A 16,823-nucleotide genomic window follows, 5' to 3' on the forward strand; every position below is an offset into this window, starting at 1 on the left:
AGTTGGATTTGGCTAGGGTAAAAATATCAAATGAAGCCAGGGAAGTTATAAGGAAATATGCGTAATTTGGTTTTTACGTGTAACCCTTATACACCTTACTAAATCCCTTCAAAAAGGTTGTTTTTAATAGCATAAAGCACTAATCCTGTAGAATTTTTTGCGCCGGTTTTTTCTAACAAATTTCGTTTGTGTACCTCCACTGTCCTCACGCTAATAAAAAGCTTATCTGCTATTTCCTGGTTTGAATCTTCTTCAAGTATAAGTCGATAAATTTCCTTTTCCCTAGGGGTAAGTGGGGTTGGCAAAGCCTCTCCTGTACTTTTGGGCTTCTTTTTTGCCAAGTTGTTCATCACAGTTTGAGCCACTTCTTTACTGTAGTATATTTCGTCTCCCAGGATAGCATTTATCGCTTCCTTCATTTCATTTTCATCACAACTTTTGAGAATATACCCGCTCGCCCCGGCATCCATCATGGCCTTAATGTGCTGATAGTCATTATGCATGGTAAGGGCCAATACACGGATATTTTTATTAACTTTCATTATTCGTCTAGTGGTTTCAATGCCATCCAGCCCATCCATATTAATGTCTATGATCACCAGGTCCACCTTTTCGTTTTTCTTCTCCAGGAAATCAAGCGCCTCCAAACCATTAGCCGCCTGATCTATCACTTCATAATCAGGGTCATTTTCTAAATAGAGTGCTACTCCATCTCGTACTACTTTATGATCATCAACTATTAATATTTTTGCCTTCATAAGATTCTTTTCTATAAGGTACTTCAACAATTATTACGGTTCCGTTACCCTTTCCGCTTTCGATTTGCAAACTTCCCGAGAGGGAATTTACTCTGTTCAACATACTTTTCAAACCAAAACTATTTCCAGTTTCCATCTTTTCATTGGCATCAAAACCTATACCGTCATCCTCAATGGTTAATATGACTTCCTCTTCATACTTCATCAACTGAATAGACACTGTCGTAGCTTTTGCGTATTTCAAAATATTATTCACAGCTTCCTGAGTAATTCGATACAAATGAAGTTCAGTGTTTTTAGGCAGCCTGTCTCCCTTCAGATTATCATAAAAATCAAACTTAGTCTCAGAAACAGCATCAAGGTCGGCAAGTAAACTTTGAACAGAAAGTACATAACCAAAATCTTCAATACTCTGGGGCATCAGATTATGAGCTATTTCCCTACTATCTCTAATAGCCTCTTTCAGATAATTAAGTCCAGTATTGAGTTTTTTTAAGCCTCCATTATTAAAAGAGATGTCTTTTTTCAGTGAATTAAAATTTAGAGAAACTGTCGTCAGCTTCTGACCTAGGGTATCATGCAACTCTTTTGCTATACGTGCCCTTTCATTGTCTTCCGTCTCTATAATAGTAGAAATGATCTTCTCTTGGGCTAACCTGCGGTCTGTAATATCCATTACAAACCCCTCGATCATATCACCTGCCGGAGAAATAGCCCTGCCTTGCTCCCACATCCATTTCTTTTCTCCGTGAATATTAACGGGGTATATGATCTGAAACTGTTTATTTGCTGCCAGTGCCTGTTGAATAGCTTTAACGTTCTCAACATTATATTCTTCAGGGATCATATCAGAAAGGCGTATTTTTCCATTGAGAAAATGTTCAGGTGGTATTCCAAATACCACTTTGCTACCTTCACTGACAAATACTGGGGTAAATCCTTCATCCACCTTACTCCTATAAACCATGCCAGGAATATTTGCCATGAGATTAGCCAACGTCTGCTGGCTTTCCATAAGCGCCTGCTCCGTAACTTTGGATTCATGGATATCCACATGAGTACCTATAGCTCGTATAGCCCTACCATTTGAATCCCTATCCACAACACGCCCATGCACCAAGAGCCACTTCCACTCTCCGGACTGTGTTTTTATGCGGTATTCATTTTCATAGTAATCCGTTTCTCCCTTCAGGTGGCTCACCAATCTTTCCCGGGTTCGTCTCCGGTCATCAGGATGCAGCATTTCATAAAACTCTTTCGGTTTGGGCTGAGACTTATCAACCTCATAGCCTAACATTTTAAATTGATAATCATTAAAATGCAATGATCCTGTACGGATATCCCAATCCCACATTCCTTCACGCGCACCTTCTATCGCCATTTGCAGACGCTTTTCGCTCTCTGAAAGAGCCTCCACCATTTTACGCTCCTCTGTAACATTTCTGGAAACATATAATATATGTGTACATCGCTTGCTCCTGTCCAGAATAGGTATCAAACTAGATTCAGCTACACCTCTGCTACCATCAGGCATTTTGAAGCCTTCTTCATATTTTATCTGCTGCTGCGAACGTATGGCTTCCGCCATTTTTTGATACCTGTAGTTGATTTCGTTATCATCCAGCTTTAGTAATTTCCTGTAAAGGTCTTTTAATCCCATGCCTATAACTTTATAGGAAGGGTAGTCCTTATTAAGCATATATAGTTCTTTCAAGTACCAATCGGGTAGCTTGGCTACAGCATAAGAACCTAACTTACGAACCTGAAACAAGGCGATAAACTCTGATGCATTATTATATATTAAGGAAAGAGTCTGTTGTCTGGATTTAATATTGGCGTAAGCCCTTTTCAGATCCGCTGTTCTTGCGGCAACCATCCTGCGAAGTACATTAACATAAAGTAATAGTTGCCCTACAATAAAAATAGCCACACCTAATATTACATAACCCCATATGGGCACTTCAAAAGGCTTGTGCTCTTTGAAGTAAGTATTCATAGATCTATAGTAAATGGAAGACTTATCCTGTTTAAGTGCTACAATATGGCTTTCAATGATGGGGACAACCTTGGCTTCCAAAGGCGCTGCATCACGAAAAATAAAGGAAAGTCTGAATGGCGAGAACACCACGGGGGTCTGCATCACATCATATTTATAATCATTGATGTCTCCATAAATTCGGCTGACGATACCAGCATCTACTTTTTTCTTATCAATCAGCTCAAGAATTTCCTTATAGTTCTTTGCTTTTACAATGGTACACCGCAAATCCAACTCTTTTATAGAAGCGTAAAACCCTTTATAAGGTCCATTGATAAAGTAGCTGTTTTCCAAAACAGCCACACGTTTCCCTCCCAAATCGAGCAATGAGGTGTAATCAGACTCACGCTTGGCATATACTCTTGCCCATGTAGAAACCAGACCGGAACTGGCTATGTCGAAGTTGGCGCTTCTCCCCTTATAATCTCCAGACTCAGTGGTTACATCAATTTCGCCAGATTCCAACCACTGAAAACATTCATCTGCCTTACCATTTTTATAAATAAGCCTCCACCCCTCTTTTTCTGCAATATCTTTAAGAATATCTATAAACAATCCCTTTGGCTCTCCACGCGAATCGGAGAATGCAAGCGGATAATTATCATAAACACCAACCCTGATAACTCTTTGACCATTTACCGTTGAGTAAAATGAAAAGAGGACCAATGCAACAAGGAGCAAATTTCTCATATAATACATAAACACGATCCCTTGTAAATATTAAATCTAACAAATTCCTCTCATATATTACTCCCCCTAAGTGAATTACGTATTTTAAAAAATACGTTGAAGCTCTTAAAGTTGTAAAAAAAACAATACCGACTTTTGCAGTCAAATTATACTCCATAAATAATCATGAACAAATTTTTAAACTTTCGGTATTTACTAGCTGCTCTTTTGGTAGCAGCAAGCATTCAGTCATACTCACAGGCCACTGATGATCAAGTAAAAACGGTGTTTGTTTTCAATTTTACAAGATACATCCAATGGCCTACAAATGAAAGTAACTTTACAATCGGAATTTTGGGCGATGATACTGCCCTTGAAAAAGCATTTCAGGATATGGCTTCCAAAAAGTCTACATCAGGTAAAAAAATCATAATTAAGAGCTTTGCTTCAGCTAGTGAAACAAATAATTGTAACATCCTATACATACCCAAAGATCAAAGCTCTCAATTCTCTCGAGTTAAATCCCAAGACTTAAAGAACGTGCTTATCATTACTGAAAAAGCAGGATTGGGTCGTCAGGGTAGTGGTATTAACTTTATCGAAGTTAATGGAAAGATGAGGTTTGAAATCAACAAAGGCGAAATCGAAAGAGCAGGCCTGAAGGTATCAAGCCAGCTTTTAGGGCTAGCCAATGAAGTTTAACTCCCGCCTACAGACACTAAACACATTAATCAGCTTTTTATAATTTGAACCTACCTTTTAAGAGATCTACCTATCTCTAAAATAACTATACCTGTAGTGTACCCGTGGCTAATACCTATACCCTGATAAACTGAGGTGTAGAATGTGTTTAATGATGTAAAACTTTACCCCATATGAAGAATTTTTTGACCTTATTTTTTATTTCTGTGCTCTCTTTTGGCGCTATGGCGCAGAATGATGAAGATTTATATGAATTGTCTCTGGAGGACCTCATGCAAATCGAGATATATTCTGTCTCTAAAAAGGCAGAATCACTTTTTGATGCGCCACTTTCAAGCTCTACATTAACAGCTGATGAAATTGTTAATTCTGGTGCAACCAGCATTCCCGAAGCCTTGCGTCTTGTTCCTGGCCTAATTGTAAGGGAGCAAGCCAATGGTGTTTACGATGTACATTTAAGAGGGCTGGATAACCTTACAAGGTATAGTAATGGAGCCGATGCCAGCAACCTGATCACCTTGATTATGATTGATGGCCGGCCTATTTTCAACAATAACCTTGGAGGTGTGTACTGGGAAGCTATTCCTATCAGTTTAATTGATGTAGAAAGGATCGAGATAGTAAGAGGGCCTTCTGCTCCATTGTACGGACCCAATGCAGTTGCTGGTGTAATCAACATTATTACCAAGAACGTAACAAAAGAGGGTTTAACTGCTCAGGCTGACCTTAGAGCAGGTAATGCTAACACGCAAATAGGCGGTATTAACCTAGGTTATAAATTCAGTAATAAATTCAGTGCTTCTGTATCAGGAAATTTTGAAATGCGTGATAGACACGATGACCTGTATTTTGACTATGCATCCGGATCATTTACCAATTATGAAAACATAGCAGGGCTTGCCTCCGATTACATTGAAGACAAGGACCAATCTCTGGATAAAAGGGGAATGAACCTTTTCATGGACTTCACCCCTACAGAAAAGTTCAGTGTACAACTTCAATCAGGTATACAAGAAGCTTCTATTCAGAAAGTTTATCAAGACAACTTTTATACTCCTTTCTCAACTTCGAGCTATGAGTCAAAATATGCAAGTCTCAGCGCTACATATGGTAATCTGACAGGAAGGTTTTCATTTGTTGATGGCTATGATAACCTTGAGGAAGGCTCCACTTTCCCATTACTCAAATACGATTACAAAACTATTGATGCATCGGTTGAATACGATTGGAGTATATCAGAAAAACTTTCCATACGCCCAGGTGTAAGCTACCAGTCTGCACAATATAGCGACGAACCGTACATTGCTCCTGAATCTGGTATTTTGGGTGTATTAAATAATGAACAGACCATCGAAAGCTTTGCCGGTTCTTTTGGTATAGATTATGATATTACCGAGGCATGGAGACTAGTGGGTGGTATCCGAATGGATAAATTCTCTACTCCCGATGAGGCCTATATTTCTTATCAGTTGGCCTCCACATACAATATCAATGAAAACAATCTGATAAGAGCTGTGTATGCAAAATCCAATAGTGGATCATTTATAGGCCCCAATTATGTCAATATAGTTTTCCCCAGAAATGGAGACATCGTTTCTTATTCAGGAAATAAAAACCTTGACTTATTCCAGATCCAAATGGTGGAACTTGGGTACAGAACAAAGATATCAGGCAACTTTGAATTAAATGCTGAATTGTTCCATCAGACCGCTGAAAATGCATACATTACACTTTTAGATGCTGAACCTGGGGCTGTGTATTATTCGTATGAAAACATTGATGCAAAAGCAACACAAAACGGATTGACTTTGTCTGCTAATTATGTAGCAAACAATAAATTTCAGATAAAACCTTTTATTACTTATCAACAAACAGAGGTTAAGGATCTACCTACAGGATTCAGAACAACTGCTATTGATCCTGTAAACAACATCAGCAATACAGTGACGGTCGACAATGACCAAACTCCATCTTTGTTTGGTGGGTTGTACCTGAATTACAAACCGGTTAAGAACCTCAACATCAATCTTAACCCGTATTACATGAGCGAACAAAGCCAATACAGCTTTTATAGCTTTGCAAATCCAACATCAGATGTTGGTGAAGTTGACAGCAAGTTGATCATCAATGCGAAGGTGGCATATGATGTAACCAAGAACATTAACATTTATATAAACGCAAGAAACCTGTCTGGTACTGATAGTAGAGAATATATAGGGGCGGACAGGAACACTGGGTTAATACTAGGTGGAGTAAGAGTGAAGTTGTAAGATGAGTAAGTGTGCGATGAAAAAGAGGGCTGCTATGTACGAAGCAGCCCCCTTTTCATTTCAGCACTTTTAGTTAAAGTACCAAATTTCTCCATTCGAGCTATAGCCCCAGAACTTCAACTCCCTGCTCAAAAACAATGTCTACAGGTATACCTTGCTTGGACAGTTCATCCAGATCTCTTTGCAATTCAGGCTTAATCAATGCTTTCTCATCCACTAGTTGTTTCACTCCCTCATAGTCACCATCACCTTGTAAAGTCAGTATCTTCTCGGATAGGGAGTTCATCGCTTCCTGCATTTTTCCGAAATTGATCTTATAAGTACCCTTTTGCTCATCCTTTGTAAATGCCCCCTGATCTTTGAAGTAATTAAATCTTACCATATTGGCCTTACCATGAGCACTTGAAGCTCCAAATCTTACAGAACGGAATATGCTAGCCATAAAGGTGGTATAATAATCCATCAACTCTCCTTCAATCTCACCATTCTCATGAAGCTTGGTGATCATATAAAGTCCTAATACATCAGCCTTACCTTCTTCGAGCGCTGATGCATGCTCTTTCAGTGCCTCCCGAACGGTAGTCTTACCATTGATAGTATTTTTGATTCCCAAGCCATGAGCTACCTCATGAAACATGGTATTGGCAAAGAAGGCATCAAAAGTAATATGTTTTTGCTGTTCTTCATCAATGAGCACTTTGGAAATAGGAACAAGTATTTCATCGAACTTAGCTTTCATAGCATTCTTCAACTGAGACCTTCTGGTTCCTTTCTTCAATTGTACCTCCTCATCATTAGGCAAATTAACTGCTATTGTTTTGCTTCCTGCATTGCAATCACCGGCGTAATAAATAACATCGAATGCCGCTAATTGAGAGTCTGTACCGGGCTTTTCCTTCTTGTATTTATCATCTACCGGCAATCCTTTTTGTAATTCAGGCAGAAGTGTAGCGTATTTAGCCAGGCGCTTGCTCCATTCCATGTCTTTTACAAGCACATAAGTTTCATGCGCAGCTTTATAGCCATAAAGTTGATCTTCATAGGTCTCAATAGGTCCTGTAATAATATCGATCTGATTGGTTTTCATGTCCATCCATGCTATGTCACTTTCATAGTAGTTATCTGTCAAAAGTGCTTCGGCACGCAGGTTAAGGTATTTTTTCAGTTCGGCATTATCAGCAAGTTCTGCGGCCTTTTTCAAAAGATCCGACGCTTTCTTAACCTGCTCTTCAAACATGACATGAAAGGGAATAGAAGTAAGCTCACCAGTAGAATCCCTTCTAATAAAAGTATATAATGAAGTTTTATCTTCAATGTTAGCAGCTTCAAACTCCTCCTTGGTCATGTCAACAGGATAATAATTAGCTCCGGCAGGTTTATACCCCACTCCCTCAATAAATGGTTTGTTTCCATTTAAACGATCCCAAGGTCCATAATTGATCTTTACAAATTTTTTAGCGGCATCGTTGTCTAATGTACTAATTAAAGAATCTTTATGTCCATAAGCCTCAAACCAAAAAAGCTCATCCATAATCTCTCCCACCTCAATCAACATGGGGATCATCTGCTTTTGGTTTTCAGAAAGTGTGGTAACGTCAGTCGTTAATCTTACCGTGGTATACTTATTGAGCAGGGAATTGAGAACAGAATCTTTCTTAGGTTCTGCCTCAACCTCTACTACAGATGATTCCTCTTGCTTTTGGTTACAGGCCGTAAATAGTAAGGGGATTAAAGCAACTATAGATAACTTGAAAAAGAATTTTGACATTTTATTAAGTTTTGGTTTTCACCGAAATTAATAAAAAGCCTTGAACCCAGTGATTATTCTTTCAGTTTTTTACCTTTTCCACTAACTGCCGCCACATTAAAAAAACCTACCACACCTTTACCAGTGTTTTCCGTAGCATAAATATTTGTAGGTACATTAGCTAATGGCTGTGCGAAAAGTTCGCTAAATCCGCCCGGTCTGTCTGTTTGAATGACAACTTCTGTAAGAAAATAAAAAGCCTCATTAGAAATTGAATGTATCTCTACATAAATAGAGTCTCCCAGGTCATACGGAGGAATAAAATCGTCATCCTCATCAAGGTCTACCGGGTTTATTCCCCGACGAATGGGCTCAATAAATGTAATTCCATCAAAATTACTACCTTCAGTAAAGGCTGCATCAAAGGCAAGGTTCACCTCCTGAGGTTTGTTGAGTAACACACCATTTTTATAAGCCCTTATCCAATAGCTGTCTCCAACCCCTACCTGATCACGTGCCCAAACTTCAGCCAGATACGACTCAGGAAAAAAGGGAGTCTCTTCCTCATAAGTAAATGATATACTGTCTACCTGAGCCGTTCTGTTCATAGTAGTTGCTGACAGGTAGCTGTCTCCATCCTGCAATTGTATATTCAGGGTATACACATTACCAATTTTACCCAGAGTAGGGTTGACAGCCGTTGGAGTCCATACATATTTACCGGCATCATGTTCCATAAAACTATAGATCTTACCCTCATTATCCTTTACAGTAACAGTAGCCCCGGACACCTCTGGAGGTAAACTCTGCTCAAAGTATGGCTGAGACATAGTGAGTCTAATAACCTGATCTTCTGGTTTATCATTGATCCAGGCATCTACCACTAAAACAGGGTCAGCTTTGTCCAGATCAACATCAATAGTATCTTCACATGCGCCAGACAATATGGAGATGACAAATATGTATATAAGCATTCTGATATTCATGGCTGTTAAAACTTAAAATTATAAGAAATCGACGGGATAATAGTACCGACAATGGCAACACGCGTTGCTTCAGTATTAATCGCTTCTCCAGACATTACTCGATCTTCATCCTGTGAAAAATAGATTGAGAATGGATTTTTTCGTCCGTATACATTATAAAAGGAGAACACCCAATAATCTTCGTTTTTCCTCTCTTTTCCTTTTTTCATCTTTTTACCCTCAAGTCGTAGCGACAGGTCCAGGCGATGGTAGCTTTCCAATCTGATGTTATTCCTTCCTTCATCAGAAATATAAGGAATAAGTATATCCTGCACTACATAACGTGATGTAGGAAATGTAGTTGGCGTACCCGTTACAAAGGTAAAGTTACCCGATAATGATATGCGCTCATTCAGATCGTAAAAGGCTGCTACTTTGAGGTTATGGGTTTGATCATAGCGGGTAGGATACCACTTTCCATCATTAATTCCTTCGACTTGTAATTCCGTACGGCCCAATGTATAACTTACCCAGCCATTCAGATTACCTACATTCTTTTTTAAATAAAGTTCAAGACCATAAGCTCTACCGTCCCCACTAAGCAAATCTCCTTCCAAATATTCATTGATCAGAATATCAGCACCGTCAATATAGTCAACCTGATGTTTGGCCAGGCGTGTATACACCTCAACAGAAGCCTCATAGTCATTTCCTTCCCCAAAGTTTCTAAAGTACCCCAGCGCGAACTGATCTCCTATTTGAGGCTTCAGGTTATTTGATGAGGGAACCCAAACATCCAGAGGGTTTGATGCAGTAGTGTTTGAAACAAGATGAATATACTGTGACATGCGGTTATAGCTTCCCTTTATAGAGCTACTTGCATTGAACTGATATTTAAATGAAAACCTGGGTTCAAGGTTTGAGTAGGTCTGAATGGTTTCCCACCTGTCATAGTTTTTAACACCTGTCATTGGCTTTCTTTCTCCTGGCTCTGCATCTCCATACTCATAGGCTACACCAGGCCCCAGATAGCGAAACATGGAATATCTCAACCCATATTCTGCAGAAAATCTATCGCTAAGCTCATGCTTATTACTCAGGTATACAGCAGACTCCAGGTTGTACTTTTTATCCAGGCTAAAATCTATACGTTCCCCAGCACTTACTCCTACCGCATTGGCTGGCTCAAAGGTGTAATAGATAAATGATCCTCCGAAACTTACTTCGTTATAGTTGTTAACAAAGTAAGTGAATTCGGGCTTGAACATGTAATTTGTAACATCGGAGTCCCAGGTAAACTTATCCCTGGCATCTTCGCCAAACTCCAACTGATAATCATATTTACTATATACCGCCGTGAAATTTGAAAAAAGCCTGGCATTGAAAACGTGGTTCCACCTCAAACTGGCTGTTTTGCTTCCCCAATTAAAGCCTTGATTTTCATCAAATTCAAAAACATCTCTTCCAAAATACCCTGACAGGTACAATCTATTATTCTTGTCAAAATCATAATTGGTCTTCATGGTCAGATCATAAAAATTCAAGCCTACATCCCCTAGATCCTGCAAAAAGGGTCTGGCAAGAATATCGATATACGACCTTCTCCCTGCTAATATAAAGGAAGACTTGTCTTTAACTATTGGCGCTTCCAGAGCAAGACGGCTAAACACAGTCCCGATACCTCCGTTAGCTTCAAAACGCTTACTATTTCCTTCTTTGGTGCGAACATCAAGAAGTGAAGCTATACGACCTCCATGCTGCGCAGGAATGGCTCCTTTGTACAATTTGGTGTCCTTGACAGCATCAGGATTGAAAACAGAAAAGAACCCAAATAAGTGAGAAGAGTTATAGACTGGTGCTTCATCTAAAAGAATAAGATTCTGCCCAACACCTCCTCCACGTACATTAAAACCCGCTGCACCCTCACCTACTGTACTGACTCCCGGAAGTAATTGGATACTCTTTAAAACATCAACCTCTCCTAAAAATGCAGGTAGCTTTCGAATGGTTTGAATATCCAGTTTATTTGTGCTCATTTCAGTACTGGTTACATTGGCATCCACTCGTTCTCCTGAAATTACTACCTCCTCCAGTTGCTGACTCTCTCCCGCCATCTCCAAATTGAGTCGCTGATTTTTTATAAGCTCCACCTGCTTCACAATAGGTTGGTACCCTACATAGGTGAACTCAATAATATATTTTCCAGGAGGCAAGGTGACCGAATAAAACCCATAGACATTTGATGCCGATCCGCTCTTGGTTTCACGAACAAAAACGGTAGCTCCGATCAAAGCTTCTCCATCATCCGCATCCTTAATATATCCGCTGAGCGTTACTTTCTGCTGAGCAATCAGAGAACTAACTGAACATAATAAAACAAATATGGCTAAAAATCGAAATGTACGTTTGGGCATGTCAGATTCTGGTAAATGATTTTATACAACTTGTGTGCAAATAACAGACACGTAAGCCACAAAAATGTTCAGCTTTAGCAAAAAAACTTTAACATTTTTGTGGCTTACATGTTTTGTCCAAATCGAACTCCGCTATTCGACTGCTATACTATCGCTGACTACAGCACTGACCTGGAAGTATCCAAGGGCAGCATTGGTAAGGTTGGACCTGGGGTTTGCTGGTGGAGGGGTGAACATACCTCCATCGGTATTAAGCAACGAAGACAGGTCGTTATAATAAATATAGCCCTGCCTTGAAATACTATACATTTCCACCCTTGCCCTATCTCCTAATTTATAGAAACCTGCTGTAGGGATACCGTCAATACTTTCTCCCAACAAATCATCATTTGCATAATAAACGTCTGTTTCTGAATCTAACAAAAGAGAATCATTACGGTAAAATTTAAAAAGATAATAATCCTCAGTTTCCTGAGGCTCTTTGGCATAGAAAAGTATTTCGTAAAAGTAACCTTCATCTTCAGGATCATCGTACTCCTCCTCATTTAAAGACACTTCTAGTGAATCGATGGCTGTAACAGGGTTAAGAACATCTGTTGCAGTATAAATCTCTGAGCCAACAGTTACAGTAAGCTTGTATGAACTGCCTACCTGGCCAGCAAAAACGTCTTCCGAAAGATAATAACCTTCATCATCCATACCTGACGGATTATGAACATAGTTAAATACATTACCCTGATCATCCTCAACGGTAACGGCAGCATCTACCACACCTGAAAAATTCCCATTTGAATAAAACTCTCCCGACCGTGATACTTTTACATAGTGATGTTTTTCCTGATCTGTCACCAGTCCTTCGATCACTATTTTAGATTGAACCTGCTCAGAATCGAGTACTACAGTCTCCTCACAACCCATGAGACTTGCTGCGGTTATCAGTGCTAATAAGTATAGAATATTTTTATTCATGGCTATTAAAATTGAATGTTATAAGTTACAGAAGGCAATACAGGGAATAATGATATCATTCGAGCCTCTTTCACATCTCCGTTGATGATATTTCCCTCATCATCCTGTTGCACGCGGGTATAGATTGTAAAGGCGTTCTTTCTACTATAAGCATTGTACAGAGAGAACACCCAGTTGCTCTTCCACTTTCTGTCTTTATTCTTTCTAGGGGTAAGCGTTGCCGAAAGATCCATTCTATGAAAATCAGGCAACAAGTAGCCATTTCTTTCGCTGATGTAATCTACCTGATAGGTGTCTCCATATTTATACCTGCCTGCAGGCACGGTAATTGGTCTTCCTGTACTATATGTTAAGCTTCCTCCAAATGACCATTTATCATTCAAATCATAGGTGCCAACTATATTGAACACATGCCTTCTGTCATAATTAGCCAGAAAAGGGCGACCTAGGTTCACACCATCGATCTTACGCTCTGTTTTTGACCAGGTATAGCTGGCGAATCCAGTAAACCTCCCCTCCTTCTTTTGCAGCATCAACTCAAGTCCGTATGACCAGGAGTCACCTTGCCTGTACTCGGTGGGTAGATCCTTGTTAAAGAAAAGTTGGGCGTTATCAGCAAAATCAGTGACATTGTCAATGTCCTTGTAATATGATTCCACTGAAAATTCCAGGGTATTGTCTTTAAAATTTCTGAAGTAACCCACTGCAACCTGATCAGCAAGTTGCGGCTTTAAATAGTAGTTACTTGGACTCCAAGTATTGAATGGAATAGGCACAGTACCGCTGGATATCAAGTGTGTATTCTGCACCATTCTGTTGTATGACACTTTCACTGAACTTCTCGGGTTGATCATAAACCTTGCTGCAAATCTGGGTTCCAAATTCACATAGGTCTTAATATTTTCAAGATGATCATAGTGTAAAGTGTCTTTATGTACTATATCGATGTTATCCTGAGGATCTTCATAAATGTACACATCTGACTTTCCTACATTTTGAAATATTGATAGTCTGGCACCATATGATAGTGTAATCCTGTCACTAAGGCGCTGTTCGTTTCCAAGGTATATAGAGTGGTCAAGGGCATAATCATTCTGTATCTCCTGAGTTTCAAATATAGAGGCTTCTGAAGTTGGCGATATCTCGCCTGGTGAGAACCTGCGATAAGTGAGATGATAGCCAAACTCAAGTTCATTGCGTGTATTGATGAAGTAGTTAAGATCTTCTTTAAAAGAGAATTCCTGTAGATTGGAAGTCCAATTAAAACCTTGGGCATCATCATCAAACTCGAGGGCGTAATCAAAGTTACTAACAATAAGAGATGTATTTGAAAACAGACGGTCATTAAAAAGATGATTCCACCTGAAAGTACCTGTTATATTCCCCCAATCAAAACCAAAAGTATCATCAAAATTGAAAACATCTCGCCCCAAGTACAAGGCTGCAAAGAATCTGTTATTGTTATTATGCTTCCAGTTCACCTTTGCATTAACATCATAAAAGTGTACGAGGTTTTCCTGCCCTGCTGCTTTCAGGAATAAATCTGCATAAGAGCGACGACCTGATATAATAAATGAACTCTTCTCCTTTCGGATCGGGCCTTCCAGCATAAATCTACTTGCCAAGGTACCAATACCTGCTGCACCACCAATCTTTTTGTTGTTACCATCTTTAGTTCTTACCTCAAGGATTGACGATAGTCTACCCCCATACCGGGCGGGTATACCTCCTTTATACAGTTCTGAGTCTTTGATTACATCGGCATTAAAAACTGAAAACAGACCGAAAAGGTGTGAAGGATCATAAACAGGAGCCTCATCAATCAGGATTAGGTTTTGGTCTGCACTACCTCCTCTTACGAAGAAACTTGAAGTACCTTCACCTGCAGTGATCACACCGGGCATCATCTGAATGGTTTTAATAATATCCGGTTCACCAAATAAAGCTGGTAATTTTTTCACTTGTTTAATATCCAACTCGTTTCGGCTCATCGTTATATCCGTGACATTGGCATCAATAGGATCACCTGAAATCACTATCTCGTCCAGAGAAGTAACCTCGACAGGAAGCTCAATATTAAACGTTTCATTTTTCGTTAAGCTTACCTGCTTGGTTACCGTTTTATAACCCACTGAACTAAAGATCAACGTATAGTCCCCCGCAGGAAGACTTAATGCATAAAACCCATAGACGTTAGTTGCCGTTCCTACTTTGAGTTCGTTGACGTAGACGGTCACTCCAATAAGCTCTTCGCCATTCTCAGCATCCTTAGCATACCCGTTGATGGTGTACTTTTGTTGTGCCTGGCTATATTGACTAAGCCATACTAATGATAGTATGAGGAGAAATTTGGTTAGATTTGTTGGTACCAATGTTAGTTGAATTTAATTGAGTTTTTTAATACTTAGTCTACAGACGACATAATATTTAAATAGTTTCCAAGATTCAGAAAAAAATGATCAACGGGATATTTTAACAGGTGAAATTAATAATCCAGCAACTCAGAAATAACAAAACAGTTAATGCAATACGAAGCTCCCCTCATATATTTCTCAGCACATCTTGAAACCATACTACCGGCTCTTTTTCGTAAAATCAAAAATGTAGATTATACCAGGGAGCGCATAAACACCCCGGATGATGATTTTCTTGACCTGGATTGGGTGCAAAACAACTCCAATCAACTCGTTGTAATTTCCCACGGTCTTGAAGGAAGCTCTACAAGACCCTATATAAAAGGCATGGCCCGGGCATTTTCAACCCAAGGGTATGATGTACTTGCATGGAACTTCAGGGGCTGTAGTGATCAAATTAACAAACAACTCCGGTTCTATCATAGTGGGGCTACTGACGACTTACATCACGTAATAACGCATGCATTGGCCAAAGGCTATAAAAAAGTTTATCTGATAGGTTTTAGCCTGGGCGGCAATCTCACACTTAAATATGTTGGGGAACGGGGGACTAATATTTTGTCACAAGTAAAGATGGCTGTTGCTTTCTCAGTGCCTCTGGACCTTTACACCAGCTGTGTTAAAATATCAGAAGCTTCAAATTTTGTCTATTCAAGAAGGTTTTTAAACAATCTAAAGGCAAAGATAATCTCCAAAGCTGCAGTAATGCCCGGAGTATTGGAAACTGAGAAACTAAAGAATATCAAAACACTCAAAGACTTTGACGACAACTACACGGCACCCTTGCATGGGTTCAAGGATGCTATTCATTATTATAATACTTGCAGTTCGATAAACTTTTTAGACGACATCAGTATACCGACTCTGATTGTCAATGCCAAGAATGACCCCTTCCTCTCACGGGAGTGCTACCCTGAAGACCGCCTGAGGGAACATAAATATGTATTATTTGAAACTCCTGAACGTGGCGGTCATGTTGGCTTTACCGAATTCAACAAGGAAGGGTTATACTGGTCAGAAAAGCGTGCATTGAATTTTATTGAAGGGTAATACCAACTCCTTTTGTTTCGTTAGTGCTTGCACTACAACAAGATTTGGGTACATATCCCTCCAAAATTAACCGAACATCCCGCCTCTAAAAGAGAATTTTGCTACATTCGTAGTATGGGAGACAGATATACTATTACTGCGGACGCGGAAGTACTGAGTGAAAGGTTTAATATTGATGTGCCAGAGCGGTATAAGCCACGGTATAATGCTGCTCCTACTCAGGTATTACCTGTTGTTACTCAAGACAGTAAGGGGTTGTCTTTCTTCTACTGGGGCCAAATACCTGAGCGATCAAAAAACAAAACAATCGGTGCTAAATTAATCCTATCAGAAAAAGAGACACTCGCTGAGAAAGTCTCTTCTCATAAAGCGCTTTTGCAGAGTCGTTGTATTATACCTGCAGATGGTTTCTATGACTGGAAAAGGATCAGTAAAAAAAGTAAAATTCCTTACCGTTTCATTTTTGGCAATGACCAGACCATCTCCTTTGCAGGCATATGGGAAGAGTTTGAAGACGATGAGGAAAATGTAGTACATACTTTTAAAATTATCACTACCCCAGCCAATAGCATTGTGTCTGAAGTAAGTGCCAGAATGCCTGCAGTACTTACTCCTGAGGCAGAAAAGCTTTGGCTTGACAGCAATACTCCAGAAGACAAACTGTTGGAGTTGCTGGCTCCATACCCTTCTGACCAAATGGGAAGTTATTCTGTATCCCCCAGGATCAGTGACATCAACAATGAAGGTGAGTCTCTCATCAAACCCATGGCCCCTGCAGACCAGTTTGGCAACTACTCCCTTTTTGACTAGGTGTTTTTATATTTGAA

The 16,823-nt window shown here is 39.6% G+C and carries 11 protein-coding genes; 4 read left to right on the top strand and 7 right to left on the bottom strand.

The window, feature by feature from the left end; genetic code table 11:
* Window positions 1-98: 98 nt before the first annotated feature.
* Both JMN32_RS01975 and JMN32_RS01980 read right to left on the bottom strand, forming a co-directional pair.
* Window positions 99-758, bottom strand: coding sequence for a response regulator transcription factor (locus JMN32_RS01975; protein ID WP_202854600.1), 660 nt, complete (start codon window positions 756-758; stop codon window positions 99-101).
* The gene (locus tag JMN32_RS01980; RefSeq protein ID WP_202854601.1) at window positions 733-3,486 is read right to left on the bottom strand and encodes a PAS domain-containing protein; all 2,754 of its coding nucleotides are present in this window, start codon (window positions 3,484-3,486) and stop codon (window positions 733-735) included. Before JMN32_RS01980 ends, JMN32_RS01975 begins: the two co-directional genes overlap by 26 nt.
* A gap of 165 nt (window positions 3,487-3,651) precedes the next feature.
* Here JMN32_RS01980 and JMN32_RS01985 point away from each other — a divergent pair, with 165 nt between their 5' ends.
* Window positions 3,652-4,167, top strand: a complete 516-nt coding sequence (locus tag JMN32_RS01985) for a YfiR family protein (RefSeq protein WP_202854602.1) — start codon at window positions 3,652-3,654, stop codon at window positions 4,165-4,167.
* Between the two features lie 173 nt (window positions 4,168-4,340).
* Window positions 4,341-6,437 (top strand): TonB-dependent receptor plug domain-containing protein, encoded by a 2,097-nt coding sequence (locus tag JMN32_RS01990; protein ID WP_202854603.1) that lies wholly within the window; start codon window positions 4,341-4,343, stop codon window positions 6,435-6,437.
* Window positions 6,438-6,537: 100 nt separating this feature from the next.
* Here JMN32_RS01990 and JMN32_RS01995 read toward each other — a convergent pair whose 3' ends face one another.
* The 5 genes from JMN32_RS01995 to JMN32_RS02015 form a co-directional block, all read right to left on the bottom strand.
* Window positions 6,538-8,205, bottom strand: a complete 1,668-nt coding sequence (locus tag JMN32_RS01995; protein WP_202854604.1) for a dipeptidyl-peptidase 3 family protein — start codon at window positions 8,203-8,205, stop codon at window positions 6,538-6,540.
* A 53-nt stretch (window positions 8,206-8,258) separates the two neighbouring features.
* A complete protein-coding gene (locus tag JMN32_RS02000) occupies window positions 8,259-9,170 on the bottom strand; it encodes a DUF4249 domain-containing protein (RefSeq protein ID WP_202854605.1) in 912 nt (303 codons plus the stop codon).
* Window positions 9,171-9,175: 5 nt separating this feature from the next.
* Window positions 9,176-11,563, bottom strand: coding sequence for a TonB-dependent receptor (locus JMN32_RS02005; RefSeq protein ID WP_202854606.1), 2,388 nt, complete (start codon window positions 11,561-11,563; stop codon window positions 9,176-9,178).
* A 132-nt stretch (window positions 11,564-11,695) separates the two neighbouring features.
* Entirely contained in the window at window positions 11,696-12,532 is an 837-nt protein-coding gene (locus JMN32_RS02010) for a DUF4249 domain-containing protein (RefSeq protein ID WP_202854607.1), read from the bottom strand.
* 5 nt (window positions 12,533-12,537) lie between these two features.
* Window positions 12,538-14,904, bottom strand: a complete 2,367-nt coding sequence (locus JMN32_RS02015; protein ID WP_238354311.1) for a TonB-dependent receptor — start codon at window positions 14,902-14,904, stop codon at window positions 12,538-12,540.
* 150 nt (window positions 14,905-15,054) lie between these two features.
* Between JMN32_RS02015 and JMN32_RS02020 the strand changes: the two genes are divergently transcribed.
* Together JMN32_RS02020 and JMN32_RS02025 are read left to right on the top strand one after the other, a co-directional pair.
* Entirely contained in the window at window positions 15,055-15,996 is a 942-nt protein-coding gene (locus JMN32_RS02020) for a YheT family hydrolase (RefSeq protein WP_202854608.1), read from the top strand.
* A 114-nt stretch (window positions 15,997-16,110) separates the two neighbouring features.
* Window positions 16,111-16,806 (top strand): SOS response-associated peptidase, encoded by a 696-nt coding sequence (locus JMN32_RS02025; protein WP_202854609.1) that lies wholly within the window; start codon window positions 16,111-16,113, stop codon window positions 16,804-16,806.
* The last annotated feature ends 17 nt before the right edge of the window (window positions 16,807-16,823 follow it).

The sequence above is a fragment of the Fulvivirga marina genome, from assembly GCF_016775155.1.
Taxonomy (GTDB): domain Bacteria; phylum Bacteroidota; class Bacteroidia; order Cytophagales; family Cyclobacteriaceae; genus Fulvivirga; species Fulvivirga marina.

Bases quoted from the DNA above. Each gene is read 5' to 3' on its own strand.
- JMN32_RS01985 (WP_202854602.1), top strand. From the start codon at position 3,652: ATGAACAAATTTTTAAACTTTCGGTATTTACTAGCTGCTCTTTTGGTA.
- JMN32_RS02020 (WP_202854608.1), top strand. From the start codon at position 15,055: ATGCAATACGAAGCTCCCCTCATATATTTCTCAGCACATCTTGAAACC.
- JMN32_RS02010 (WP_202854607.1), bottom strand. From the start codon at position 12,532: ATGAATAAAAATATTCTATACTTATTAGCACTGATAACCGCAGCAAGT.
- JMN32_RS02025 (WP_202854609.1), top strand. From the start codon at position 16,111: ATGGGAGACAGATATACTATTACTGCGGACGCGGAAGTACTGAGTGAA.
- JMN32_RS02005 (WP_202854606.1), bottom strand. From the start codon at position 11,563: ATGCCCAAACGTACATTTCGATTTTTAGCCATATTTGTTTTATTATGT.
- JMN32_RS01980 (WP_202854601.1), bottom strand. From the start codon at position 3,486: ATGAGAAATTTGCTCCTTGTTGCATTGGTCCTCTTTTCATTTTACTCA.
- JMN32_RS01990 (WP_202854603.1), top strand. From the start codon at position 4,341: ATGAAGAATTTTTTGACCTTATTTTTTATTTCTGTGCTCTCTTTTGGC.
- JMN32_RS02000 (WP_202854605.1), bottom strand. From the start codon at position 9,170: ATGAATATCAGAATGCTTATATACATATTTGTCATCTCCATATTGTCT.
- JMN32_RS01995 (WP_202854604.1), bottom strand. From the start codon at position 8,205: ATGTCAAAATTCTTTTTCAAGTTATCTATAGTTGCTTTAATCCCCTTA.
- JMN32_RS01975 (WP_202854600.1), bottom strand. From the start codon at position 758: ATGAAGGCAAAAATATTAATAGTTGATGATCATAAAGTAGTACGAGAT.